Raw genomic sequence first — 26,096 nt, 5'->3', positions numbered from 1 at the left:
GCCCGCAAGCGTTGTTCCTGCGCAAACGATGCAGGCTTTTTTTGGAACGACGGTATCACGCGTAGGTTAGCGCTCCATCAGCAATCGAACACGGCGAAAAATGCGGCTTTCGTGCGAGCCGGCGCCGCCGTGTTCCCGAAAACCAAGAGGATCGGAACGATGGGACTGTTTACAAAAGACATCAAGACGATGAACGATCTGTTCGTGCATCAGCTACAGGACATCTATTACGCCGAGCAGCAGCTCACCAAGGCACTGCCGAAAATGGCGGATAAGGCGACCGATCCGCAGCTGAAGCAGGGCTTTTTGACGCACCTCGAAGAAACCAAGCAGCACGTCAAGCGCCTGGAGGAAGTGTTCAGGATGCACGGTACGGAGGTGAAGGCGGTCGACTGCCCGGCGATCGACGGCATCATCGAGGAAGCGGACGAGACCGCTGGCGAAGTCGCCGACAAGGCGGTGCTCGATGCCGCGCTGATCAATGCAGCGCAGGCGGCGGAACATTACGAGATCGTCCGCTATGGCAGCCTGATCGCCTGGGCCAAGCAGCTCGGCCGCACCGATTGCGCAGCCGTGCTTGCCAAGACTCTCGAGGAAGAGAAGGCGACCGACAAAAAGCTGACCTCGCTTGCCGAGAGCAAGATCAACCTGCGCGCCGCGAGCTAGCGCAGGCCAAGACTGAAACGCCGCGCGGTTGACGCGCGGCGTTTCGCTATCCAGCGACGACATTCATCCTTCGGTCTTTGCCGAAGCATAGTCGCAGGCGGGGAGCCTATATGTCGCGTGGGCTGCAATTGAGGTGGCAACATGCGAGCCAATACCGCCAAATTTGAAGCCATCGACGATGCGAGTGGCGCCGCGCCCGCATCGCGCCTTGCGACGTCCCTCACGCTCGCTGCGATGAGCCTCGGCTATGGCGTGGTGCAGCTCGATGTCACCGTCGTCAACACCGCGCTCGACGCTATGGGGAAGACGCTCGGCGGCGGCGTCGCCGAGTTGCAATGGGTGGTAAGCGCCTACACCATCGCTTTTGCCGCTTTCATCCTGACGGCGGGCGCGCTCGGCGACCGCATCGGCGCCAAGCGCGTCTTCATGGCGGGATTTGCCATCTTCACGGCGGCCTCGCTCGCCTGTGCGCTGTCGCCCAACGCCGTCGTCCTGATCGGCGCGCGGCTGGTGCAGGGCTTGGCGGCGGCGATCCTGGTGCCGAATTCGCTGGCGCTCCTGAGCCATGCCTACACCGACGAGCGGCAGCGCGGCCGCGCCGTTGCGATCTGGGCCGCCGGTGCAAGCCTGGCGCTGACCGCCGGACCCTTCGTCGGCGGTGCGCTGATCACGCTGGTCGGCTGGCGCGCGATCTTCCTTGTCAATCTGCCGATCGGGCTCATAGGCCTGTGGCTGAGCTGGCGCTATGCGACCGAGACCACGCGGACGTCCTCGCGCGAGATCGACCTGCCCGGCCAGCTCGCCGCGATCGGCGCGCTGGGTGCGCTCGCGGGCGCGATCATCGAGGGCGGCGGGCTTGGCTGGCAACATCCGCTCGTGCTTTCGGCCTTCGCGGCAGCCGCGGTCCTGGCTGCGCTGTTCGTCTGGCGCGACAGCCGCACGGAGCAGCCGATGCTTCCGCTGTCTTTGTTCAGTCACCGGCTGTTTACCCTGACCACGATCGTCGGCCTCCTCGTCAACATCGCGATCTACGGCCTGATCTTCGTGCTCAGCCTCTACTTCCAGCGGATCAACGGCCTTTCGGCGTGGTGGACCGGGCTTGCCTTCGTACCGATGATGGGTGCGGTGCTGCCGGTCAATCTGCTGGCGCCGCGCCTCGCCGAGCGTATCGGCCCGTGCCCGACCATCGTCGTCGGCGCCTGCATCTCGGCGCTTGGCTGTCTTGGCCTGGTCTGGATCGAGGCGGGAACGAGCTATTGGGCAATCTTCGCGCAGATGATCGCGATCAGCGGTGGGCTCGGCTTGCTGGTCCCGCCGCTGACCTCGACCTTGCTCGGGAGCGTCGAGAAGGCGCGCTCCGGCATCGCTGCGGGTGTGCTTAACGCGACGCGGCAAACCGGCAGCGTGCTCGGCGTTGCTCTGTTCGGCTCGCTAGTGGCGTCTGACAGCGCGTTCATGACGGGCCTTCACCAGTCGCTCATCATATCGGCAGCCGTGCTGCTGCTGGCCGCCGGTGTGATCGGCCTCGGGGCAAAGGCAGGCGGGCGAACAATGTGAGCAACCGCACACATTCTCTGTTCACCATTCCCGAAACGGGCGAATAGCCGGTTACCGACTGTCCACCTCTGCCGGCTCTAGTGCGGGATGGAATAGGGGCCGGCAATGTATCAAGTTCTGTTTTGTCTCACGGACCAGCATGATTGGCGTCTGGTCGCACTCGGCGGGGCGGTGTGCCTGCTCGCCAGCGCGGCGGCAATCAGCCTGTTTCACCGGGCGCGTGCGACGCAAGGACCGGGGCGGCTGGTCTGGATCTCGCTGGATGCCGTCGTCAGCGGCTGCGGCATCTGGGCGACGCACTTCATCGCGATGCTGGCTTACGGGCCGGGCAACGGTGGTGCCTACAACATTCCGGTGACGATCCTGTCGTTGATCTTCGCGATCTCCATCACTTTCGTCGGATTGAGCATCGCGGTATCGTCCTTGCGGACGCTGTGGGTTGTCCTTGGCGGTGCCATCGTCGGCGGCGGCGTCGCGGCGATGCATTACACCGGCATGGCGGCACTGGAGATTCCCGCGCGCGTGAGCTGGGTCGAAGGCACGGTCATCGCCTCTGTCCTGTTCGGCATTGTCTTTGCGGCGCTCGCGCTGTTCGTCGCGGCGCGACGCGACGACCGCTCCCATGCGCTGGCTGCGACCGGCCTGCTGACGCTCGCCATCGTCGCGCATCATTTCACCGCGATGGGCGCGGTGCTGCTGACGCCCGACCCGACGCTCGCGATCAGCGGGCTGTCGATCCCGCCGGCCTCGATGTCCTTCCTCACCGCCAGTGCCGCGGTCGCGATCATCGCGATCGCGCTGGTCTCGGCGCTGCTCGACCGCCGCGCCAAGGGAGCATTGGGCCGCCAGCAGGTCGTGCTCGACACCGCGCTCCAGAACATGTCGCAAGGGCTGTGCATGTTCGATGCGGACGGCAAGATCCAGCTCTTCAACGAGCGCTACGCCGCGATGCTCGGCCGCACCGACATTCCGCTCACAGGCCGACTGCTCGTCGACGTGCTGCGGGAAGAGCAGGCCAAGGGCCGGTGGCAGGGCGATGCAGGCGAATTCTTCGCGCGCCTCGTCGCCGACGCGCGCGAGGGCCGCACGACCAGCCAGGTCGTGACCCGGTTTGATCGCTCGATCCGCGTCGTCAATCAGCCGATGCAGGGCGGCGGCTGGGTCGCCACCTTCGAGGACATCACCGAATGGCTGGAGGCGCAGGCCAAGATCTCGCACATGGCGCGCCATGATGCGCTGACCAATCTGCCGAACCGCGTGCTGTTTCACGAGCAGCTCGAACAGGGGCTGCGCCGGGCGGGCGCGAACGACCAGCTCGCGGTGCTCTGCCTCGACCTCGACCATTTCAAGGATATCAACGACTCGCTCGGCCATCCCATTGGCGATGCGCTGCTGAAGGAAGTCGGCCGCAGGCTCAAGGCCACCGTCGGCGAGCAAGACACCGTGGCCCGCCTCGGCGGCGACGAGTTCGCCGTGGTCCAGATCGGCCGCTCCGAGGAGGCTGCCGCACGAGCGCTCGCCGGCCGTCTCGTCGAGGGGATCTCCGCGCCTTATGAGATCGACGACCATCAGATCGTGATCGGCGTCTCGATCGGCATCTCGCTGTCGCCGCAGGACGGCAGCAATCCCGACGAGCTGCTGAAAAATGCCGACCTCGCGCTGTACCGCGCCAAGGCCGACGGCCGCGGCACCTATCGCTTCTTCGAGACCGGCATGGACGCGCGCGCGCAGGCGCGGCGCTTGCTGGAAATGGATATGCGGGCGGCTCTCCAGCGCGACGAATTCCAGCCGTATTACCAGCCTATCCGCGACGTCGCGAGCGATCGCGTGGTCGCCTTCGAGGCGCTGCTGCGCTGGAACCATCCGCAGCGCGGCCTGATCTCGCCTCTCAACTTCATTCCGCTCGCCGAGGAGACCGGCCTCATTATTCAGCTCGGTGAGCTCGTGCTGCAGAGTGCCTGCGCGGATGCTGCGACCTGGCCCGATGACATCGGCGTCGCCGTTAATTTGTCGCCGGTGCAGTTCAAGAATCCGAACCTGATCGCATCCGTGACCGAGGCGCTGGAGAAATCAGGGCTCGCGGCGCGCCGGCTCGAGCTCGAGATCACGGAATCCGTGCTGCTTCAGAACAGCGAGGCGACGCTGACCACGCTGCACGATCTGCGCGCCATGGGCGTGCGGATCTCGCTCGACGATTTCGGCACCGGCTATTCCTCGCTGAGCTACTTGCGCAGCTTCCCCTTCGACAAGATCAAGATCGACCGTTCGTTCGTGTCCGAGCTCGCCACGCGCGAGGATTCGGTGGCGATCATCCGCGCCGTGACTGGCCTCGGCCGCAGCCTCGGCATCGTCACCACGGCGGAGGGTGTCGAGAACGACGCGCAGCTCGAGCTGCTCAGGCGTGAAGGCTGCACCCAGGCACAGGGCTATCTGTTCAGCATGCCCAGGCCCGCATCCGATGTGGCTTTGATGCTGGAGCGGCCGCGGCTGCGCGCTTCGGCTTAAATCAGGTTAGCCGCGGCGCAGCGAGAAATGCGCGCCGCAAAACGCCATCACGGCGCCCAGGCAGAGAGCGGCAAGGGCTGCCAGCACGCCGGAGATGGTCGGGACTGCGCTTGGCGCCGAAGCCGCCTGGCCTGCGCCTGCAAGCAAGAGCACGCCGACTGCGATCAGGAATTGCCGCATACGGTGCGGGATCTGGCCGTCGACGGCGCTCTGCATCAAGCCTGCCGTGAAATAACCGCCCGAAAAGCCAACCGTGGCAATCAGCCACCAGGCGATCGCAGCACCTGTGGGCATGAACTCATGCGTGTCCGAGCGCCAGAGGCCGCCGAGGTCGAGCCCGTAGCGCGCGCCAAGCATATGCACCGCGAGCGCGAGCAGCACGCCCGAGATCATGGCGGCCCCGAGAATCAGACGGCGCGGAAAATAGGTCGTCTCAGCCATGCCCCGCTTGTAGGATGGGGCAGGGCGATCGCGCAAGCGGATCGCGGACGGGATTGACAGATGCAGGTTTCGGACGGGCCAGGCGCCCCGGTCACGAGCTATGCCTACAAGGCCTCGCTGATCGGATCGGCGCATCGCTTCGAGCTGACCGACGAGGGATTGTCCTGGCGCATCGCCGGCCGCTCGGGCGTCTGGCGCTATGATGAGATCAGTGCAATCCGGCTGTCGTTCCGCCCGGTCTCGATGCAGCAGCACCGCTTTCGCGCCGATGTCAGCCGAACCAGTGGCGGTCGCATCGCGATCCTGTCGACGAGCTGGCAGACCGCGGCGTTGATGGCGCCGCAGGACAGCGGCTTTCGCAATTTCCTCGTCGAGCTGCACGCGCGGATGGCGAGGGCCGGCAGCCAGGCCGAGCTGACCGCCGGCCTCGGTCGCAAGACCTATGCGGCGGTGCTGGCGTTCCTCGCGGTGCTGGCCGTGGCGATGGCCGGGTTGTTGATCCGCGCGCTGATGATCGGCGAATTCGCCGGCGTCCTGTTCATCCTCGGCTTCGCCGCGCTGTTTGCCTGGCAGGTCGGCGGCTTCGTCCGGCGCAACCAGCCGCGCAGCTACAGTTTCGACAAGTTGCCGGCCGGCTTGTTGCCCTAGCGCTTGCAATCGGCCGCAATCAAAATTGACTTCGCAGCCGCGCGCCGCTCCCGCATCGTGCCGCGATGACAGCCGGGAATCGCAGCACGCGCCTGCCGACGGCGGACGAGATCGCCGAGATCAATCGCACCCATCTGATCGATACGCCGCTCCAGCCGGCCGATTTGCTGTTTCTGTTCGGCACCCGCGAGGACGTCGCGCTGCGCGCCGAGACGGCCGCGCGGCTGTGGCGTGAGGGCTTTTTCCGCTGGTCGATTGTCAGCGGCGGCGTAACGCCCGGCTCGGAGCAATCCGAGTGCATGATCATCAAGGCGGCGATGGTCGACGCAGGCATTCCGGCGGATCGGATCCTCGAGGAGCATCGCGCCATGAACACCGGCGAGAACGTGATCTTCTCGCTGCCGATCATCGATGCGGCGCTGGGACTGCACAACATTCGGAGCGTGATCTGCCTCGGCAACACCTGGACTGCGCGGCGCTATCCGATGACATTGCACCGGCACTGGCCCGAGGTGACGAAGCTGCTGCTCACCGTCGACAGTTTTGCGACGCCACGCACGCTCTGGCATACCGACGCCGAATTTCGCCGTCGTGTCCTGCACGAATGGGACAAGATCGCGCCGTACAAGGCGAAAGGCTTCATCGCTGAATGGCCGGAGCCCTGAGGGGGTTACTCCGTCGAGTCGAAATCTTCCTCCTTGGTGCCGAGCAGCGAGACGATCGTGCGCAGGCCGGAATCAAGTTGCTCGAACGAGGGCGGGGCGAGTGCCAGTCGTACTGCGTTCGGGGCATGGCCATGCGCGACTGCGAATGTCGAAGACGGCGTCAGCGCGATGCCGCGCCGGGCCGCTGCGGCAACGAATGTCTGCGAGCGCCAGTGCGGCGGCAATGTCAGCCAGAGATGATAGGAACGCGGATCCGCCGAGAGCTGGTAGCCGGCGAGCAGTCGTGCCGCGGTCTGCTGGCGGCGCGCGGCGTCGATGCGCTTGAGCCGAGTCAGCTCGGCGACGGTGCCGTCGGCCATCAATCGCTGACCGGACGCGAGCGCATGGCCTGAGGCGATCCAGCCGCCGGTGCGGACCGCGCTCATCACGCTCTCGCGCAGATGAGGGGGCGCGACGAGGATGCCGAGCGCAAGACCCGGCGCGACTTTCTTTGAGAGGCTGTCGAGCACGATGCAGCGGTCCGGCCCGAGCGCCGCCAGCGGCGTGTCGTCGGCGAGGAAGCCGTACACGGCATCCTCGATGATGGTGAGGTCGAGCTTCTCGGCAACACGCATAATGTCGGCGCGCCGCGTCGCGTTCATGGTGACACCGAGCGGATTCTGGATGATCGGCTGGAGATACAGCGCCGATAGATGCGCTTCTCGATGCGCCTTCTGGATCGCGTCGGGCCGTGCGCCATATTCGTCCATCGGGATCGGCACCAGTGTGATGCCGAGCCGCGCGGCGATGCTCTTGACGTAGGGGTAGGTGAGCGCCTCGACGCCGCAGCGGCCGCCGGTCGGGACGAGCGCGGCGAGCGCGGCCGCGAGCGATTGCTTGCCGTTGGCGGTGAAGAGGATCTGCTCGGCCTGAGGCGCAAAATCCTTCCGCGCGAGATAGGCGGCGGCCGCATTGCGTGCGCTCTTGGTGCCGGTGCTGGTCGACGAGCGGAGTACGGCTTCCAGCGCATCGACGCGCTCGAGCCCGGCGAGGCTCTTGGCGATCATTGCCCATTGCTGCGGCAATAACGGATAGTTGACCTCGAAATCGATGCGCGCATCGCGCGGTTCGGTGAGGGTCTCGACCTCGCGTCTGATGTCGCCGGAGATGAAGGTGCCGCGCCCGACCTCGCCGACCACGAGCCCGCGGCGCAACAGCTCCGTATAAACCCGACTCGCGGTCGAAACCGCAATGCCACGGTCATAGGCAAAATTGCGCTGCGGCGGCAGCCGGTCGCCGGCCCTTAACGTGCCGTTAGAGATATCTGCGGCAATGGCATCCGCAAGCTTCACGTACTCGAACTTGGACATTATTGCACCGAGAGCAATGTTTTCCTTGCTCCGAGCAATGTACTGGAGCATTTAAGTTCCATCAAGGCCCGCGATTGAGCCGAGGAAAGCGAGAGCAATCCGACGGCAAATGAGGTGCAGAGGCTTCCAGCGTTTGCGCCAACGGCACCTGCTTCGTCGCGCGGGACAATCGGCCGGAGAAGAAACATGACCACGATCTCGCAAACTGCCGGGCGGAGTTTACGCCCATCCTCGTCGAGCGGATTTTTTGGCAAGCTCGTCACCGCCGCCTATGTGCTGTTCGACCGCCTGGAGCGCCGCTCCGCTGTCAAGACGCTGAACGAGCTCGACGACCGCGCCCTGCGCGACATCGGGATCAACCGCAGCCAGATCGAGGATGCGGTGTACGGGCAGTTCAAGACCGAGCTGACACGGTATCTGTGAGCTTTCTCTGTCGGGACGTTCCGCAAGGCCGGGCTCCCGATATGCGCAAATGTTTCCTCAGCGTCATTGCGGGCGCAGCGAAGCAATCCAGAGTCTTTCTACGGCGGTAGTCTGGATTGCTTCGCTGCGCTCGTAATGACGGAGTGTGTGGGTGGTAGCGTCGCTCCTTCGGTCCACATCTCAATCACAGACACACCTTCGCCCTCTCGCGGCTTATCTCGCCCGAGCTTTGCTTGGTCGCCTTGCCCTCAATTGAAAGAGGGCGCAGGGAAGACCGGGTGCCGGCTGGCACCCGCGGTCCACTGTGCGATGGTTGCGCTACGAGAAGCTGCACAGCGGCATACAGGTGAAGCCGAGACATCCGGCCTTCCCTGCGCAGTGGGTTTACGGCTTATGTCGCGCTCTCCCCGGGGAGCGATGCACTATTGCCCCCGTCGTCTCGCAGATGACTGATGTGAGGGCCCGGTTGAGCCACACGCATCACCACGAGCCTTGACGCACAGACCCCGGGCGCCAGGACCACACGATTTCGCCGTACGCAGTCACACCGGTCGTATGCGCGACGTTTTTGCTCACGGCTGCCCGCCCTGCAAAACTCCTCGCGCCGACGTGACCCGCGTCCACCGCCGCCCGGTCCGCGTTCGTGACGATCGCGATACGCCCCTCTTCCTCGGGCCGGAGTGGGACGACACATACGCCGTTTCCGAATTTCGGTAAAGTGGAATATTTTTGACGGCGCGGATTGCCCCACACCTGGCGTGTTTTGCCCGTCGAGCAACGCAAGGTCTCGTAGCCCGGATGGAGCGAAGCGCAATCCGGGAATCCATCCAAGCGAACACAGCGGCCCCGGATTGCGCTGCGCTCCATCCGGGCTACGGGCGTGTCGATAGATCAGGCGAAGGCGACCTGGCCCCACACGTCGCCATAAGCTCGATCGTCCTCGGGCTGGCCGGGCTTGCGGCGAGGCCTCGTCGGAGCGCTACGCTTACGCCGATGCCGGGCATCGAGGCGCTGCAACTGCGCGACGACGTGGCCTGCGAGCGATGCGATGCGCGCCGCCGCCTGTTTCACGACGAACAGGATCGTCGTGAAACGACTGAGCACGCCGACCAGGAACAGCACCGAGAAGATGTCGATATAGGCGAGGAAATCGCCGATCAGCATCAGCTCCGGCGGAATCGGGATGCTGTGATAATAGGCGCCTATGAGGATGACGACGGGGATGAAGGCGATGACCTTCCGCACCGTCAGCCTGTCCAGCAGGGCGGCCAGCTGCACGACCAGCGCCTCCCACAGCGCATCGCCGATTGCGAGCGGGACCTCGTAGGTCCATCTCCGCCACCATTGCTTCACGACATTGCTCCGAGCTCAAAAGCGCGATGAGCATCGCGCTTTTGGTTGTTGTTCGAGCATGATCTTTTCGGAAAACCGCTGCGCACTTTTCCGGATCATGCTCAGTGCCTCACCACCAGCACCGAGCACTTCGCATAGCGCACTACATGCCCGGCGTTCGAGCCGAGGAAATAGGTGCGCATCGCAGGCCTGTGCGAGGTCATGACGATCAGATCGGCCTTCATGTGCGCGGCTTCCTCCAGGATCTCGTGATAGATGCCGCCCTGGCGCACCACGCTCGAAATGTGGGAGGCCTCGATCCCGGATTCGCGCGCGACGATGGCGAGCGCCTCTTCCGAGGTCTGGCGCTGCTGTTCGTCGAAGTCGGCCGGGACGTATTCGGCGAGCATCACCGGCGTCATCGGCAGTACGTTGAGCAGCCGGACCGATCCGCTCCAGTTCTGCGACAGCGTTGTCGCGGTCGCGATCGCTGGCTTTGCCAGATCGGTGTCGGCGAGGTCGATGGGCACGAGAATGGACTTGTACATCTGCGCCTCCCTAGTGACCAAGCTGCATCAACCGGTCGAGACGGCGCCCGCGCGTCTCACCCCAGTCGAAGCAATTTGGGGCTGACGAACAGCACCAGTTTGCCGCGGCGGTAGGCCACGTCACCCCAATCCTTGACGTCAAAGTCGAGGACCGCAAGCCCCGCCGTGGGTAGATTGTTGGCAAGCGCCTTGGCGCCGGCCGGATCGCCGCCGCCCATCAGCATCAGGCCGGCCTCGTGCATGCCCGGATTGTGCCCGACCAGCAGCAATTGCTTGGGATTGGCCGGGACGGTTGCAGTGCGAATGGTTTCGAGGATCTGCGCGGGATCGGCGCCGTAGAGTTCCGGCAGGATCTCGACCTGCGGCGCTGCGACGCGGTCCTTCATCGCCTGCCAGGCGATCTCCCAGGTCTGCCGGGCGCGGACGGCGTGCGACACCAGCACCATCTCGGGGACGGGGCGATGGGCGGCGATCCAGTCGCCCATCTCGGCGGCATCCTTCTGGCCGCGGTCGTCGAGCCGGCGGTCCTGGTCACGGCCGTTCGGCGCGTCGGTCTCGGTCTTGGCGTGACGCAGCAGCATCAAACGGCGCATGGCATTCTCGAATCGTTCCACGTCCAGAATAATCTACAGGCGCCGGTTGAGGACAAGGTGACAAGCGCCCGATTGGTCCTTTAAGAAGATTGCACCGTTGACAAAACGACATGAGCGAGACTTTCACAAGCGTGTCCCAGGAAGAAGCCGGCTTTCGTGAACGTGCGCGGCTGTCGTTCGATCTCGACGCCGACATCTGCGTGATCGGGGCGGGGCTTGCCGGCCTCTCCATTGCGCTGGAGGCGGCCCGGCTCGGGGCCAGCGTCGCGGTGCTCGAGGGCCGCCATATCGGCTGGAACGCCTCAGGCAACCAGCTCGGCGCCGTGACGCCGGGCTTTGCGCTGCCGCTCACCGAGCTGATCGAGCGCATCGGCTTTGAGGACGCCAGCGAATTGTGGACGCTCTCGAAGGAGGGGGCCGAGTTCGTCCGCGCCAATGCGACCGAAGAGAACATGCCGGGCATCGGCCTCACCGACGGGGTGCTGGAAGTCTCCAATGTCGATGCCGGCGACAGGCTGATCAGCCGTCTCCAGATGCTGAACGAGGATTTCGATACCGAGGTCGAAGGCTGGCAGGTCGATCGCGTCCGCGAGGCGCTCAAGACCGATCGCTACTTCCACGGCGTCTATTACCCCCGGGCATTCCAGGTCGACGGCCGCAAATATGTGCACGGCCTGGCCGCGCTGGCGCGGCGGGCCGGTGCCCGCATCTTCGAGGATACGCCGGTCGTCAGCATCGACCATTCCGGCATCCGCAAGCGCATCGTCACGCCGTCGGCGCGGCTGCGCGCCACCCACATCGTGCTCGCCGGCAACATCCATCTCGGCGCGCCGTTGCGGCGGCTGTCGGAGACGCTGCTGCCGGTCTGGCGCTATGCCGGCGTGACCGCGCCGCTCGGCGAGCGGGTGCACGAGATCATCGGCTTCAAGGGATCGGTGATGGATTCCGACGGCGTCGATCATTTCCGCATCGTCGATGGCGATCGCCTGATATGGGAAAGCCCGGAGACGACCTGGGCGGCGCGGCCGCAGCGCTTTGCCGGTCCCGTGAAGCGGCGGATCCGCACGATCTTCCCCCAACTCGGCGACGTCGAGATCACCGAGACGTTCGGCGGCGTCACCGGTCAGACCGTGCACGGCATGCCGCAGATCGGCCAGCTGCGCAAAGGTCTGTGGGTGGCGAGCGGGTTCGGCCGCCAGGGCATGAACACCTCCGCCATGGCCGGGCAGCTGATCGCGCGCAGCATTTTGTGGGGTGACGAGCGCTGGAAGCTGTTCTCGCCGTTCGAGCTGGTCTGGGCGGGCGGCACCACCGGGCGGGTCGCCGGCCAATTGGTTGGCATCTGGGGCAGGGCGAGTTCCGCCGCCGCGGGGTCGCTTGCCCGTTACCGCGAGCGGGCACGGGTCAAGGACAAGGAACGCGAGGCGCGGCTGGCCGAGGCCAACCGGGCCGCCGGCACCGGTCCGCGCCGTCCGCCGCCCGGGGTTCGGCCGCGGCTGGCTCCGGCGCCGCAGCCGGCTGCGACGGCGCAGACGGAACAGGCACCCCAGGAGCAGGGCGTCTCCCAATAAGTGCAGGGCATCTCGCAATAAGTTGAGAAAAATCCCGCCTGGAAGTGTAACGTCCGCCGTTAGAACCCGTATCTCAGGGCGTGGACTTCCTGCGCACGGAGAAAGACATGTTTGACCGCCGCATCCTGTTGACGACCGTCGCCGGCCTGTTTGGCCTTTCGGCCTTCCGCTGGCTGAGAGCAACCCCGGCCCAGGCTGGAGAGATAGCCGCCGAGAAGTTCGAGATCGAGAAGACCGACGCAGAATGGCGCGCCCAGCTCACGCCGCAGCAATATGAGATCCTGCGCAAGGAGGGAACCGAACGGCCGGGCACCAGCCCGCTGCTGAAGGAGCATCGCAAAGGCGTCTTCGCCTGCGCCGGTTGCGACCTGCCGGTGTTCGCCTCGGAAACCAAGTTCGAGAGCGGCACGGGTTGGCCGAGCTTCTACCAGCCGATCGAGGGCAATGTCGGCAAGACCGAAGACCGCACCTTCGGCATGGTGCGCACCGAAGTGCACTGCCGGCGCTGCGGCGGCCATCTCGGCCACGTCTTCGACGACGGTCCAAAGCCGACCGGATTGCGCTATTGCATCGACGGTTTCGGGCTGGTCTTTCACCCGGCGTCGGCCTCGGCGACGTAGAGCTTTATTTGACGCGTTTCCCCGGCAATTGTTGCCGGCCCGGCAATTGTGCCCCGGTCATCCGACCTGGGCCTTTCTATTTAAGTCATTGATTTCCTAAGAATACCCGCATTGGCATAGGCCTTGCGACGTCTCCTCCGAATGCGGCCATTGGTCTACCGGCCGCCGAGATCGGATCTGGAGACAAAGTTATGGGTATCTTCGATGCAATGAACACCTCGGTGGGTGGCCTGCAGGCGCAGTCCTACGCGCTGCAGAACATCTCGGGCAACATCGCGAACTCATCCACCACCGGTTACAAAGGCATCGGCACCAGCTTTGTCGACCTCATTCCCGACGCCTCGGTGCCGAGCAAGCAGGTCGCGGGTGGCGTCACGGCCAGCGCCAAGGCCACCATCACCACCCAGGGCACGATCTCGTCCTCGAGCGTCGCCACCAACATGGCGATCACTGGCGACGGCTTCTTCTCGATCCAGAAGGCGACCGGCGTCGTCGACAACGTGCCCGTGTTCAGCGGCGTCACCTACTACACCCGTCGCGGCGACTTCCAGCTCAATGCCAACGGCAATCTGGTCAACGGCGCCGGCTATTATCTGATGGGCACCACGGTCGACCCCAAGACCGGCAACCCGACCGGCAACGTCGCCACCGTCCTGAAATTCCAGAACAACTTCATCCCGGCGCAGGCGACCACCTCGATCCAGTACGCCGCCAACCTTCCCAGCGTGCCGAGCACGGCGTCGAGTTCGACCGCGGCGAGCGGCACGCTGCTGGCGGCCGGCGGCCTGAACCCGTCGGACTTTGCCTCCAATCCGTTGCCGGTGGGTACCCCGCCCCCGCCTTATGCGAACGCAACGGTCGCCGGCGGCTCCGCTACCGGCAATCTGCGTTCGGCCTACACGGCGACGACTGTGACTGGTTCGGTGGCGCTGCTGAACAGCGCTTCGGCGGCGGCGACCAGCGGTACGCCCCTCGACCCCACTGCAGTCCCGCATCTCGCCGCCTCGCTGGCTGGCCAGACGTTGTCGATCAACAACGGCAGTGGCGTCTATACGATCACCTTCGACAACACCATCACGGGCATCACCTCGACTGCCACTAGCACCACGATCGGTGTCAAAAACGGCACCACGAATACGGTGAACGATATCCTGAATGCGATTGCAACGGCCGGTGGGGCCGGCAACAGCGTCACCGCGACTATCAACACGAGCGGCAACCTCCTGATTTCCGGCGGCGTCAACGTCGATCTTGCGATCAGCGGTACCGCGGCGACCACGCTTGGCCTCAGCAACGTGACGCGCGGCGGCAACGTGCTGTCCACGCCTCCGATCACCGGCAACACGCTGCTCAGTGGCGCCGCGACGCCCGGCGGTGCGCAGGTTCTTTCATCGGGCTTCACGGCGGGCCCCCCGGCCGATACCATCACGGTGGGCAGTCAGATACTGACTTTCGTCTCCACGGCCCCCCCCATTGCCAACCCGAACCAGATCAGCACCAGCGACACCGTCTCGACCTTGCTGCAGAAGATCGACTTTCTCAGCGGCGCCTCGGGCTCATCGGTCAGCAACGGCGTGGTCACGCTGAATACCGGCATTTCCAACCCCTCCCTGCAGGTGTCCAGCAGCAACACCAGTGCCTTCGCCGCGCTCGGATTCACGGCAGCCATCAACAAGCCCCGTGGCGGTGGCGGCACCGCTGGCACCGGCACCGTGATCGGCAACGACATCGCCACCTTCACCAAGGAAACGATCAGCGGCGGTGCGGTCACCGCCTACAACGCCGCAGGCACGCCGGTTAACCTGCAGCTCCGTTGGGCCAAGACCGACAGTGCCTCGCTGGGCACCGGTCATTCCGATAGCTGGAACATGTTCTACCAGACCGATCCGAGCGCGACCGGCACGGCAGTCGGCTGGGTCAATACCGGACAGACGTTCACCTTCGCTGCAGACGGCTCGCTGACCTCGCCGAGCGGCTCGGGGATCACGATCCCGAACGTCACCGTCAGCGGTCAGGCGCTGGGCTCCGTCGCCTTCAACATCTCGTCGGGCGGTCTGACGCAATATGCCTCCACCAGCGGCGCAGTGACCATCAACACCATCACGCAGAACGGCTACGCGGCGGGCCAGCTCCGCTCGGTCGCCGTCAACAACAGCGGCCTCGTGGTCGGCACCTTCTCCAACGGCCAGAATCTCGACCTCGCCCAGGTGACGCTGTCGCACTTCAACGGCACGAACTACCTGAAGGCGCTCGACGGCGGTGCTTATTCCGCGACCGACCAGTCGGGTCCGGCGATCGACGGCGCTTCGGGCTCCATCAGCGGCTCGTCGCTGGAAGGCTCGAACACCGACATCGCCGACGAGTTCACCAAGCTGATCGTGACCCAGCAGGCCTATTCGGCCAACACCAAGGTGATCACGACGGCGAACTCGATGGTCCAGGACCTCCTGAACGTGTTGCGCTGATTGGCGCGTAACGTAACCAAAGGCGGCTAGTCAAGATGGGTTTGAGTTCAGCCCTTGCCAGTGCGATGAGCGGTCTGCGTGCCAACCAGGCTGCGCTCTCGATCGTCTCGTCGAACGTCGCAAATTCGCAGACGCCGGGTTACGTCGCCCAGACGCCGAACCAGATCGAAGTCACCACCGGCGATTTCGGCTCGACGGCGAAGACGACCGGCGTCAGCCGGGACATCGACAGCTATGTGCTGAACCAGCTGCGCACCGAGACCGGCGGCAGCGGCTACGCCGACCAGACCGCCAACATTCTGAAGCAGCTTCAGAATGTCTATGGTACGCCCGGCAACAGCGGCACGCTCGAAACCGCGCTGAACAATTTCACCACCTCGCTCCAGGCGCTTTCGACCAGCGCGGGCTCGTCGTCGGCGCAGACGGTCGCGGTCGGTGCGGCACAGGCGCTGGCGACGCAGCTCAACGTCACCACGAAGGGCATCCAGTCGCTGCGCTCCAATGTCGAGCAGGATCTTGGCACCTCATCGCAAGCCGCCAACGCGGCGCTGAACCAGATTGCCGACATCAACTCCAAGCTGCAGGGCCTGGCCTCGACCGATCCGTCGGCGGCGACGTTGATGGACCAGCGCGATCAGGCCATCAACTCGCTGTCGAAATATGTCGATGTCCGCGTCACCACCGACGGATCGAACCAGGCCAATATCTACACCACCACCGGCATTCAGCTCGTTGGCGCCGGGCTCGCCTCGCAATTCACCTTTGCGTCGGCCGGTGCGCTGGGGGCGACCTCGCTCTACAATATTGATCCCGCCAAGTCCGGAGTCGGTGCGCTCGCCATCAAGCTGCCGAACGGCTCCTCGATCGACGTCGCCGGCAATAATGTCGTCTCTTCCGGCCAGATCGCGGCCGACCTGAAGCTGCGCGACCAGACGCTGGTGCAGGCGCAGCAACAAGTCGATCAGCTCGCCGCGACGATGTCGAGCGCGCTGTCCGACAAGACCACGGCGGGCACCTCCGTCTCCGGTCCTCCCGCCGGCTTCGACATCGATCTCGCCGGCGCGCAGCCGGGCAACACCGTCAACCTCACCTATACCGACTCGACCAACACCCAGCGCCAGATCACGCTGGTGAACGTGACTGATCCGGCGGCGCTGCCGCTTCAGAACGCCACCAACGCCAATCCGATGCAGATCGGGCTCAATTTCTCCGGTGGCATGGGCGCGATCGCCGCGGCGCTCAACACCGCGCTATCGGGCTCGCACCTGACCTTCTCCGCGGCCCCGTCGCCTGCGACCGCGACGACGCTGCGGGTCACGGACGACAATTCCGGCCTCGCCAAGGTCAATTCGGCGTCAAGCACCAAGACGATCTCGTCGCTGACCTCGGGCAGCCCGCAGCTGCCGCTGTTCACCGACGGCGGCCAGGCGCTCTACACCGGCGCGATCACGGCATCGGGCTCGCAAATGACCGGCCTTGCCGGCCGTATCGCCGTGAACACGCAGCTCAGCACCGATCCGACCAAGTTGTCGGTCTACAGCACCTCGCCGGTGACACCCACCGGCGACACCACGCGCTCGGACTATCTCTATTCGCAGCTCACCAACACGGTGTTTTCCTATTCGCCGCAGACCGGTCTCGGTTCGGCCAGCCAGCCGTTCACCGGCAGCGTCTCGAATTATCTGCAGCAGTTCCTGAGCGTTCAGGCCAACGCCTCGACCCAGGCGACCGCGCTACAGCAGGGCCAGAGCGTCGTGGTCTCGACGCTGCAAGCCAAGTTCAACTCGACCTCCAGCGTCAATCTGGACTCGGAGATGTCGAACCTGATCCAGCTTCAGAATGCCTATGCCGCCAACGCCCACGTGATGTCGGTGGTGCAGAGCATGATGAATACGTTGCTCCAGGCTCAAGGGTAATCAGTAGGGCTCTGAAACATGTCGATCAGCAGCATCAATTACGGTTCTTCGGTTCTCGGCGCGCAGGTCCGTAACATCAACCAGCAGCTCACCGACCTGTCGACGCAGCTTTCGACCGGCAAGCTGTCGCAGAACTATTCCGGCATGGGGACCAACGAAGGTTTTGCGATCGCCTCGCGCGCGCAGCTTTCGAACATCGCCGCCTATACCGACACGATCACCAACGTCAACGTCAACATCAACCTCGAAAACACCGCACTGCAGTCGCTCACGACGATCCGCAACACGGTGCAGACGGGTTCGGCCACCTCGTCGCAGGACCTCAATGTCAACGGCCAGACGGTGGCGCAGAACACCGCCGCCGCGCAGTTCGGCTCGATGGTCGGCGTTCTCAACACGCAGTCCGGCAACCGCTATATGTTCTCCGGAACCGCCTACAACACGCAATCGGTCGCCAACGCCGGCGACATCATCAACGGCACGACGACGCAGGCGGGCCTGAAGACGGTCATGGCGGAACGTCAGGCCGCCGACCTCGGCGCCAACGGCATGGGGCGGCTGGTGCAGTCCCAGACAGCGGGCGTGATCAGCGTGGCGGAAGACTCCCCGACCTCGCCGTTCGGGTTGAAAATTGCGGCAGTCTCCTCGACGCTGACCGGCGCAACCGTGACCGGCCCGAGCGGCTCGCCAGTGTCGTTCTCGGTCAATCTCAACGGCGTCAACCCGAAGAACGGCGACAAGCTCAGCGTGCAGTTCACGCTGCCGGATGGTTCGACCGAGCAGATCGACCTGACGGCGTCCAGCGCCACGCCGACGCCGGTCGGCAGCTTTGCGATCGATCCCGGCAACCCCAATGTCATTCCGGTGGTTCCCCCGAACCCGGCTACCACCTCGGCGAACCTCAACACTGCGCTGAACACCGCAATCACGAAGCTCGCCAACACCTCTCTGGTGGCGGCATCCGCCGTGGCGGCCGGCGACAATTTCTTCAACACGGTGGGATCAGCCACCGCGAATGTGGCGGCCCCCGGCAATCTGAGCTCCTATACCTCGACGACCGGGACGGGCTCGGTCGCGTTGCAGGACAGCACATTGGCGGCTGCGTCGACGGCCACATCGCTCGATTCTTCGGCGACACCCCATCTCAACGGAACCACTCTCAACGCGCTCGCCAACGCTCCGACCGGTACCACTCTGACCATCACCGGCGCGAGCGGCGCTCACACGATCACCTTCGACCCTAACGTCACCACGGTCACGACGGCCAGCGGCAATACCACGATCGGACTGGCTTCGGGCAGCGCCGCGAAGGTGTCTGATATCTTGAATGCGATCGCGACGGCTGCCGGCGTCCCCTCCGCCAACGTGACTCTGAGCGCCAGCGGCAATATCCAGATCGCGACCGGCACCGGCACAGACGTGGCGGTCACCGGCGGCGCGGCGGCCACAGCGCTCGGTCTCAGCAGCGTGACGCGCGGCAGCGTGGCGTCGACGCCTCCGATCACCGGTTCAACTGTGCTGAGCGGCACTGCGACCACGGGCGGCCCAGGAGTCCTCTCAACGGCGTTCCAGGCGGGGTCGGCGGGTCCGCCTGCCGTTAGCCCCGATACGATCACAGTGAACGGTCAGACGCTGACTTTTGTCGCCTCGGGCGCCGTCGGCCCAAATCAGATCAACGTTACCGACAACGTCTCAACTCTGCTTAGCAAGATCGATCAGATCACCGGCACCACGAAGCCGTCGACCATCCATGGCGGCGTGATCACGATCAACACGGACGATCCCGGGAGCCTCAACATCACGAGCTCGAACAGCACGGCGTTCGCGGCGCTCGGCTTCACGACCTCCCCGGTCACGGCGGCAAAGGCTCCGCTGCGCGTCGGCTCTTCGCCCCTCGGCTCGGCGACGACGCTGGTGAACGGCTCGGCCACGACAGTGAAATGGTACACCGGCAATGACGGGCCGGGCTCGGCGCGCTCGACCGCGGTGGCGCGGGTCGACGATTCCGTCACGGTGCAATATGGCGCCCAGGCCGACGAGGCCGCGATCCGCAAGCAGTTGCAGGCCGTTGCCGTGTACGGCACGTTCTCGACCTCGCCGACCGGGCAATATTCGGGCGCGCAGGTCGCAGCGCTGAGCCTGCGCACGACGCAGGCGCTGACCCCTCAGGCCGGACAGCAGAAGATCGAGGACATCCAGACCGACATCGCGATGGCCCAGAACACGATGAAGGATGCGTCCACGCGCCAGACCCAGGCCAAGGCGCAGCTCCAGGGCATCGTCGACCAGGCGGAGTCGGCGTCTCCCGACCAGGTCGCGAGCGAAATTCTGTCACTTCAGAACGCGCTGCAGGCGTCCTACCAGACTACCGCGAACCTCGCGCAGCTCTCGCTGGTCAAGTACCTGTAAGGGGCGCATTAAGGCGCCGTTAACCATGCCTGTTTACCTCTTGGAGAGGGTTTGAGCGGGGGGCAGAGCCGTCGATGTCGGACAAGATGCAACTGGTGGTGGCCACGCCGTGCTTCGGCGGGCAGGTGTCGAGCATTTACGCCAGCTCGATCTTCGCGCTCCAGCGCGCCGTGCACGGCATGTCCAATCTCGGGCTCAAGGTGCACTTGCGCGATGGCGACGCGCTGATCACACGTGCACGGGCCAATCTGGTCGCGATGTTTCTGGACGATCCGGACGCGACGCATTTCCTGTTCATCGACGCCGATATCGGCTTCAAGCCGGAGCAGGTGTTCCGGTTGATCGAATCCGGTGCGGATGTCGTTGCCGGGTGCTATCCGATCAAGCGGGTCAATTGGGACAAGGCGACGCGCGCGATCAAGGCGGGACGGACCGACGTGACGGCGGCCTCGCTCGACTACGTGCTCGAGATCGAGGATCCCGACCGCATCGTGGTGGTCAACGGTTTTATCCGCGTGCGCTACGCGGGCACGGGATTCCTGATGATTCGGCGCCAGGCGCTGGAGGCGATGTGCCGCCATCCGGACTACGCCCATCTGCAATTCTTCCGCGAGCATTCGCATGACTCGCTGGTCGCGAGCCAGAACCGGTTTGCGCTGTTCGAATGCATGATCGATCCGGCGACCGGCACCTATCTCTCGGAAGACTTCGCCTTCTGCAAACGCTGGACCGATATCGGCGGCGAGATCTGGGCCGATATCCAGAGCTCGCTCGACCACGTCGGTCCGTCCGTGTTCCACGGCGACATCGCCTCGCAATTCGCGCCGGCCCCCGCGGCCGCGGCCGACGCGGCGTGAGCCTGTCGGGATGAGCATCGGCGCATCCCGCCTGTCAGACATCGAGCGAGCGCCCGAAGGCGGCTCGCGCTATCGCCTGCGCGATCTCTTTACGCCGCTGGACACGCTGCTCATATCCGGCGGAGACCAGCGGCTGGCGCTCGATCCAAAGGAGCGCGTCAATGCCTATGGCTGCGCTCCGTCGCCCGAACCCGAGATTTGGAATTTCGCCTCATCGACGGCATCGTCAATCTCGCAGGCAGGTTATGACCGCGCCGCGCTGGCACGCGAGGAACTGGTCCACAAATCGCTGTTCGACGAGGTCGAGATCGCCTTCGACCGGCGCTGCGAGGATATGCGCGACGAACTGCGCGGGCACTTCCAGCTCCCGCCGCGCGTCGACGTCGTGTTTTCGCCGTCGGGCACCGATTCCCAGCTTCAAGCTTTGTTCCTGGCGCACGCGGTGCTCGGCGCGCCGCCGGTGTCGATCGTGGTCGGGGCTGATCAGACCGGCAGCGGAACGGCGCACACCGCGCGCGGGCACCATTTCAGCACGATGACGGCGAGCGGCGTTGCGGTGCGCAAGGACGCAGCGATCGCGGGCCTCGCCGCCGACAGCATCGTCATACCGCTGCTCGACCCCACGTCGGGCCTTGCGATGCGCACCGACGCGGATGCCGAGATCATGCGTGCAATCGAGGACAGCCTCGCGCAAGGCCGGCGCGTTTTGTTGCACATTATGGATTCGTCAAAGCTCGGCTGGCGTGCGCCGAGTGCCGCCTGTCTCGATGAGATCGCGCGGCGCTGGCCGCGCAAGGTTCAGGTCGTCGTCGATGCCTGTCAGGCGCGGCTCGGCCGCCGCCGGCTGCGCTCCTATCTCGATCGCGGCTACATGGTGCTGATCACTGGTTCGAAGTTCTTTGGCGGGCCTGCCTTCAGCGGTGCGCTGCTGGTGCCGAAGGGCCTGTCGCGCGCGCTCAACCGGATTGAAGGGATCGCGCCAGGCTTGTTCGACTATGTCGGCCGCTGCGACTGGCCGATGACGTGGACGGCGCTGCGCTCGCGCTTCGAACGCCGTCCGAATTTCGGCCAATGGTTGCGCTGGGAAGCAGCACTTGCCGAGATCGGCAATTACTACGCCGTGCCCGGGGCATTCCGCGCCAAGGCGCTGGCCGAGCTCGCGGCCGGCATCGACAGCATGATCGCGCTTTCGCCGTCGCTGCGCGCCGTACCGGCAGCCTTCGACAAGGCGGATGCGGATAACGAGGAATTCGCGCAGCAGACGATCTTTCCATTCACGCTGCTTCGGAACGGGAAGCCGGTGTCCATCGCCGATACCAGTGCGGTCCATCGCGCGCTGGCGCGCGACATGAACGACGACGTCGTCGGCCGCGCGGCGGACCGGCAAATTGCCGCACAACGCTGTCTCGTCGGCCAGCCTGTGCGGCTGGAGCAACCGGACGGCGTGCCGCAGGCTGCGCTGCGGTTGTGCGTCGGCGCGCGACTCGTCACCGACGCATGGTCGCCCGACAGCGTGCAAGCGCAACGCAATGTGCAGCACATCCTCGATCGCATCGCCCACGTCCTGGTGAAGACAGAGCTGCTGCTTGACCATACCGCCGCTGTGCCGGCGTAGCCCCTATAGGTGTGAGATGTTGCATCCGCTTGCCGCGCCGAACTTTGCCGATCGTATCGGCTTTGCGCATTTGACCCGCCAGGCCTTCGAGGGCATCGATCTGCATCCGTTGCGTGAGCGGCTGCTGGCGCGGATCGCGGAGGGGACGGCGCAGGCCGGTGAGGGGCTGGACCTGTCCCTGATCGCCCAGCTGATGGGCGAGAAGGAAGCAGGCCTCGTGATCCAGTCCGAGGTGCTCTCCTTCCACCAATTGTTTCGCACGCCCGCCGCAGTGCCGAAGCCGGGCTTGCGCGTGCTTGCGCTTGCGGCCGACATCGACATGGGCGGCAACACGCCGATCGAATTTTTGCTCGAAGGCTCCGATATCGAGCTTCTGACGCTCTACGTGACCAAGGACAAGGGCCTACCGGAAACGCTGCCTGATCACGACGTTGCCATCGTGGTCGCATCCGACTCCGAGGAATGCCGCGAAGCCTTGGCGATGATCGAGAAAGCCGCGCCGCGCTGGCCGCGGCCGTTGCTCAATCGCCCCGAGCTGATCGGCAATCTCGATCGCGACAAGCTCTATCGGCTGCTGGCTGATATTCCCGGTCTCGATATTCCCGTGACCGCCAACGCGACCCGTGCGCAATTGACGGCTCTCTCGGAGGAGCGGATCGCTTGCGCGGAGATCTCGGGCGAATTGCACTTTCCGATGATCGTACGGCCGCGCGGTACGCATGCCGGCGTTGGGCTTGCGAAGATCGACGATGCGGCGGCGCTCGCGGCCTATCTTGCCGAGCGGCAGGAGCAGGACTTCTTCGTCGCGCGTTTCGTCAATTATGCGAACCCCGACGGACTCTATCGTAAAATTCGGCTCACCATGGTCGATGGCAAGCCTTATGCCTGCCATATGGCGATCGCCGATCGCTGGGACATCTGGTATCTCAACGCCTACATGGCGTTCAGCGAGGAGAAGCGCGCTGAAGAGGCCATCTTCATGCAAGACTTCGATCGCGCTTTCGCAGCACGTCACAAGAATGCGCTCGACGAAATGAGCCGGCGCGTCGGCCTCGATTATTTCATCGTCGATTGCGCCGAGAACCAGAACGGCGAGCTTCTGGTGTTCGAGGCCGACAACACCGCCGTCGTGCACAACATGGATTCGCCGGTGGTGTTTCCGTACAAGCCGCCGCAGATGCGCAAGATATTTGCCGCGTTCACCGCGATGCTGTTACGGCATGCAAAAACGGCCGTGGGGAGCGCAGCATGAACGAGATCATCCGCAACACGCAGGCATCTGTCACGAACGGATCGCTCGATCCGCAGGACTGGAGCGAGTTTCGTGCGCTCGCCCATCGCATGCTGGACGAGGCGATCGACGGCATTGCGAATGTCCGCGCGCGTCCGGTCTGGCAGCCGATCCCCGACGAGGTTCGCGCGGCAGTCCGGACCGACGTGCCGCGCGAAGCGACGTCTCTTGCGGACGTCTATCGCGAATTCTCCGAGCACGTCGCGCCCTACGCGACCGGCAATGTTCATCCCGGCTTCATGGGCTGGGTGCATGGCGGCGGCACCGCCGTCGGCATGGTCGCGGAGATGCTCGCGGCCGGTCTCAATGCGAATCTCGGCGGCCGTGATCACATGCCGATCGAGGTCGAGCGCCAGATCGTCCAGTGGATGCGCGGCCTGTTCGGCTTTCCGCAAGGCGCAAGCGGCATTTTCGTCACCGGTACGTCGATGGCCAATCTGATGGCGGTGCTGGTGGCGCGCACGAACGCGCTCGGCACGCTGGCGCGGCAACACGGCATCGGTAATGACGGCGCGCTGCTCACGGCCTATGCCTCGAAGGCAGCGCACGGCTGCATCTCCCGCGCGATGGACATCGCCGGCTTCGGCACCGAAGCGCTGCGCAAGATCGATGTCGATGCCGATCATCGCATCGACGTCGCCGCGCTGCGCACGCAGATCGCGGTCGATCGTGAGGTCGGCTTCAAGCCGTTCCTGGTCACGGCATCGGCCGGCACCGTCGACATCGGCGCGATCGACGATCTCAGGGCGATCGCCGATTTGTGCCGCGAAGAGGGCATCTGGTTTCACGTCGATGGCGCCTTCGGTGCGCTCGCGATCCTCTCGCCCGAGCTCGCACCGCTGCTCGAGGGCATCGAGCTCGCGGATTCGATCGCGCTCGACTTCCACAAATGGGGACAGGTGCCCTATGACGCCGGCTTCCTGCTGGTGCGCGACGGCGAACGGCATCGGCAGGCCTTTGCGCAGCCGGCGGCCTATCTGAGCCGAGAGGCGAGGGGGCTTGCGGCCGGTGCTGTCTGGCCGTGCGATCTCGGTCCGGATCTGTCGCGCGGTTTCCGCGCGCTGAAGACGTGGTTCACGCTGAAGACGTTCGGCACCGACCGGCTGGGTGCGGTGATCGCGCACAGCTGCGCACTCGCAAGATATCTCGAGACGCGCGTACTCGCCGAGCCACGGCTCGAGCTGCTCGCGCCGGTCAATCTCAACATTGTCTGCTTCCGCTATCGCGCCGACGATGCGATCAATCGGGAGATCGTCGCCGATGTCCAGGAGTCCGGCATTGCCGCACCGTCAAGCACGACGCTGGACGGCAAGTTCGCGATCCGCGCAGCGATCGTCAATCATCGCACCGCGGAGACGGATATCGACGCATTGGTGTCGGCCGTGATCAAGTTCGGTACGCAGCGGACCGGCGGATTGATTGAGGTCGACGCGCCGCCGCTCGCGGCGCAGTAAAAGCGACCCGCAGAAACGACAGCGGCCCCGGAGACGATCCGGGGCCGTTGTCGTTTGCGTGGGGTCTCTGGCTGAGGTCTTAAGATCTTGGATCAGGCGGCCGAGCTGACGTCAACCTCGGGGTGCGCAGCGTTGTACTGGTCACGCAGCTTCTCTTCATAGGCGATCAGCTTGCGGGCATCCTTCAGCGCCCGGTAAAGGTCGCCGTTCAGGATGTTGTTGTTGATGGCCTCGATGATCGGCCAGGAACTCGGCACGGCGGTGACGATGTCGCGCACCAGGTTGAAATAGGTGCCGTGCTGGGTCTGCGGGTCTGGCGAGATGTACATGAGCTGGACCGCCAGATAGACGAGCTTGGCGGGCGTATCGGCGGTCTCGGGCGTGAGAATGTCGCGCTCACGCAGGATCGGCACGTTCTCGCCGTCGATCAGAAGGCGGGCGCGCTGATCGGTGTTGGTTATCACGCAGTTACCGACAATGATGCGTTCGTGCGGCCTGAGCTCGACCTTGAGGGCCATTGCCTGTTCTCCATCAACGCTTTCGTAACCGAGCGCGTGTTGCGGCGGGTCAGGGCGCAATAGTCCATCAAGACTAGTTAACGAGTTGTAAATCTCCGGCATCTGCGCGGAAAAGCCTAATTATTTCAACAACGAAGCGGGGCGGCGGCGCAGCGGCATGCACGGCGAGCTTGCCCGAATCACGCTGCGACTCAGCGAAAGCGCCGGTTTCATTTCATGCTTCGTTAGATTCTCGGAGCCACGGTCCGGCGGTCGCTGGGTCAATCAAGATCCCAGTAGACGCGTAACAGTAGCGTCGTTTACCAGAAAGGTAACACCCAATGTCCGGTATCGTTCTCTCCGCATCGGTTCGTCAGAACCTGCTCTCCCTCCAGTCCACCGCCGATCTTCTCGCCACCACCCAGAACCGTCTGGCCACCGGCAAGAGCGTCAATTCGGCCCTGGACAATCCCACCAACTTCTTCACGGCCCAGTCGCTCGACAACCGTGCCAGCGACATCAACAACCTGCTCGATGGCATCGCCAACGGCGTGCAGGTGCTGCAGGCCGCCAACACCGGCATCACCTCGCTGCAGAAGCTGATCGACAGCGCGAAGTCGATCGCCAACCAGGCGCTCCAGACCACGGTCGGTTACTCCACCAAGTCCAACGTC

At 64.7% G+C, this 26,096-nt stretch carries 22 protein-coding genes; 16 read left to right on the top strand and 6 right to left on the bottom strand.

Annotation, left to right across the window (positions count from 1 at the left end; translation table 11 throughout):
- Positions 1 to 159: 159 nt before the first annotated feature.
- The 3 genes from FXB40_RS27165 (at position 160) to FXB40_RS27155 (ending at position 4,728) form a co-directional block, all read left to right on the top strand.
- Positions 160 to 666, top strand: a complete 507-nt coding sequence (locus FXB40_RS27165; protein WP_148775204.1) for a YciE/YciF ferroxidase family protein — start codon at positions 160 to 162, stop codon at positions 664 to 666.
- 141 nt (positions 667 to 807) lie between these two features.
- A complete protein-coding gene (locus FXB40_RS27160; RefSeq protein ID WP_148775203.1) occupies positions 808 to 2,223 on the top strand; it encodes an MFS transporter in 1,416 nt (471 codons plus the stop codon).
- 105 nt (positions 2,224 to 2,328) lie between these two features.
- Entirely contained in the window at positions 2,329 to 4,728 is a 2,400-nt protein-coding gene (locus tag FXB40_RS27155; RefSeq protein ID WP_148775202.1) for a bifunctional diguanylate cyclase/phosphodiesterase, read from the top strand.
- A 6-nt stretch (positions 4,729 to 4,734) separates the two neighbouring features.
- On the opposite strand, the gene FXB40_RS27150 is transcribed toward FXB40_RS27155, so the two are convergent.
- The gene (locus FXB40_RS27150; RefSeq protein ID WP_148775201.1) at positions 4,735 to 5,169 is read right to left on the bottom strand and encodes a hypothetical protein; all 435 of its coding nucleotides are present in this window, start codon (positions 5,167 to 5,169) and stop codon (positions 4,735 to 4,737) included.
- A 60-nt stretch (positions 5,170 to 5,229) separates the two neighbouring features.
- Between FXB40_RS27150 and FXB40_RS27145 the strand changes: the two genes are divergently transcribed.
- Together FXB40_RS27145 and FXB40_RS27140 are read left to right on the top strand one after the other, a co-directional pair.
- A complete protein-coding gene (locus FXB40_RS27145) occupies positions 5,230 to 5,817 on the top strand; it encodes a hypothetical protein (RefSeq protein ID WP_148775200.1) in 588 nt (195 codons plus the stop codon).
- Positions 5,818 to 5,882: 65 nt separating this feature from the next.
- Positions 5,883 to 6,482, top strand: a complete 600-nt coding sequence (locus FXB40_RS27140) for a YdcF family protein (protein WP_148775199.1) — start codon at positions 5,883 to 5,885, stop codon at positions 6,480 to 6,482.
- 5 nt (positions 6,483 to 6,487) lie between these two features.
- Here FXB40_RS27140 and FXB40_RS27135 read toward each other — a convergent pair whose 3' ends face one another.
- On the bottom strand, positions 6,488 to 7,831 hold the full coding sequence (locus FXB40_RS27135; protein WP_187437174.1) for an aminotransferase-like domain-containing protein: 1,344 nt from the start codon (positions 7,829 to 7,831) through the stop codon (positions 6,488 to 6,490).
- Between the two features lie 186 nt (positions 7,832 to 8,017).
- Between FXB40_RS27135 and FXB40_RS27130 the strand changes: the two genes are divergently transcribed.
- On the top strand, positions 8,018 to 8,254 hold the full coding sequence (locus tag FXB40_RS27130) for a DUF1127 domain-containing protein (RefSeq protein ID WP_148775197.1): 237 nt from the start codon (positions 8,018 to 8,020) through the stop codon (positions 8,252 to 8,254).
- Between the two features lie 891 nt (positions 8,255 to 9,145).
- Here FXB40_RS27130 and FXB40_RS27120 read toward each other — a convergent pair.
- From FXB40_RS27120 to FXB40_RS27110, 3 genes are all read right to left on the bottom strand, one after another.
- Positions 9,146 to 9,607: a hypothetical protein gene (locus FXB40_RS27120; protein ID WP_148775196.1), complete on the bottom strand. Its 462-nt coding sequence runs from the start codon at positions 9,605 to 9,607 to the stop codon at positions 9,146 to 9,148.
- A gap of 101 nt (positions 9,608 to 9,708) precedes the next feature.
- Positions 9,709 to 10,134 carry a universal stress protein gene (locus FXB40_RS27115; protein WP_148775195.1) on the bottom strand — a complete coding sequence of 142 codons (426 nt, stop codon included), beginning with the start codon at positions 10,132 to 10,134 and terminating at the stop codon, positions 9,709 to 9,711.
- 56 nt (positions 10,135 to 10,190) lie between these two features.
- On the bottom strand, positions 10,191 to 10,727 hold the full coding sequence (locus FXB40_RS27110; protein WP_187437173.1) for a SixA phosphatase family protein: 537 nt from the start codon (positions 10,725 to 10,727) through the stop codon (positions 10,191 to 10,193).
- Between the two features lie 110 nt (positions 10,728 to 10,837).
- Here FXB40_RS27110 and FXB40_RS27105 point away from each other — a divergent pair, with 110 nt between their 5' ends.
- The 9 genes from FXB40_RS27105 to FXB40_RS27065 all read left to right on the top strand — a co-directional run bounded on the left by FXB40_RS27105 (position 10,838) and on the right by FXB40_RS27065 (position 24,925).
- Positions 10,838 to 12,298 (top strand): NAD(P)/FAD-dependent oxidoreductase, encoded by a 1,461-nt coding sequence (locus FXB40_RS27105; RefSeq protein WP_148775193.1) that lies wholly within the window; start codon positions 10,838 to 10,840, stop codon positions 12,296 to 12,298.
- 107 nt (positions 12,299 to 12,405) lie between these two features.
- The gene (gene msrB, locus FXB40_RS27100; RefSeq protein WP_187437172.1) at positions 12,406 to 12,918 is read left to right on the top strand and encodes a peptide-methionine (R)-S-oxide reductase MsrB; all 513 of its coding nucleotides are present in this window, start codon (positions 12,406 to 12,408) and stop codon (positions 12,916 to 12,918) included.
- Between the two features lie 191 nt (positions 12,919 to 13,109).
- Positions 13,110 to 15,383 (top strand): flagellar hook-basal body complex protein, encoded by a 2,274-nt coding sequence (locus FXB40_RS27095; RefSeq protein WP_148775191.1) that lies wholly within the window; start codon positions 13,110 to 13,112, stop codon positions 15,381 to 15,383.
- A 35-nt stretch (positions 15,384 to 15,418) separates the two neighbouring features.
- Positions 15,419 to 17,299, top strand: a complete 1,881-nt coding sequence (flgK, locus tag FXB40_RS27090) for a flagellar hook-associated protein FlgK (RefSeq protein ID WP_148775190.1) — start codon at positions 15,419 to 15,421, stop codon at positions 17,297 to 17,299.
- A gap of 18 nt (positions 17,300 to 17,317) precedes the next feature.
- Entirely contained in the window at positions 17,318 to 19,708 is a 2,391-nt protein-coding gene (locus FXB40_RS27085; RefSeq protein ID WP_148775189.1) for a flagellar hook associated protein, read from the top strand.
- 74 nt (positions 19,709 to 19,782) lie between these two features.
- Positions 19,783 to 20,565 (top strand): hypothetical protein, encoded by a 783-nt coding sequence (locus tag FXB40_RS27080; RefSeq protein WP_148775188.1) that lies wholly within the window; start codon positions 19,783 to 19,785, stop codon positions 20,563 to 20,565.
- A 10-nt stretch (positions 20,566 to 20,575) separates the two neighbouring features.
- Entirely contained in the window at positions 20,576 to 22,180 is a 1,605-nt protein-coding gene (locus tag FXB40_RS27075) for a hypothetical protein (RefSeq protein ID WP_187437171.1), read from the top strand.
- Between the two features lie 16 nt (positions 22,181 to 22,196).
- Entirely contained in the window at positions 22,197 to 23,432 is a 1,236-nt protein-coding gene (locus FXB40_RS27070; protein ID WP_148775186.1) for an ATP-grasp domain-containing protein, read from the top strand.
- Positions 23,429 to 24,925 carry a pyridoxal phosphate-dependent decarboxylase family protein gene (locus FXB40_RS27065; protein ID WP_148775185.1) on the top strand — a complete coding sequence of 499 codons (1,497 nt, stop codon included), beginning with the start codon at positions 23,429 to 23,431 and terminating at the stop codon, positions 24,923 to 24,925. The genes FXB40_RS27070 and FXB40_RS27065 overlap by 4 nt, the downstream gene beginning before the upstream one ends.
- Before the next feature lie 92 nt (positions 24,926 to 25,017).
- Here the strand turns inward: FXB40_RS27065 and flbT are convergent, their stop codons facing one another.
- The gene (flbT, locus tag FXB40_RS27060) at positions 25,018 to 25,443 is read right to left on the bottom strand and encodes a flagellar biosynthesis repressor FlbT (protein ID WP_148775390.1); all 426 of its coding nucleotides are present in this window, start codon (positions 25,441 to 25,443) and stop codon (positions 25,018 to 25,020) included.
- Between the two features lie 320 nt (positions 25,444 to 25,763).
- Here flbT and FXB40_RS27055 point away from each other — a divergent pair.
- A partial coding sequence (locus tag FXB40_RS27055; RefSeq protein ID WP_488226142.1) for a flagellin N-terminal helical domain-containing protein occupies positions 25,764 to 26,096 on the top strand: 333 nt, incomplete at its 3' end.

This window comes from Bradyrhizobium rifense (assembly GCF_008123425.1).
GTDB classification, from domain to species: Bacteria; Pseudomonadota; Alphaproteobacteria; order Rhizobiales; family Xanthobacteraceae; genus Bradyrhizobium; species Bradyrhizobium rifense.
This window is presented reverse-complemented; position numbering and strand designations above follow the sequence as displayed.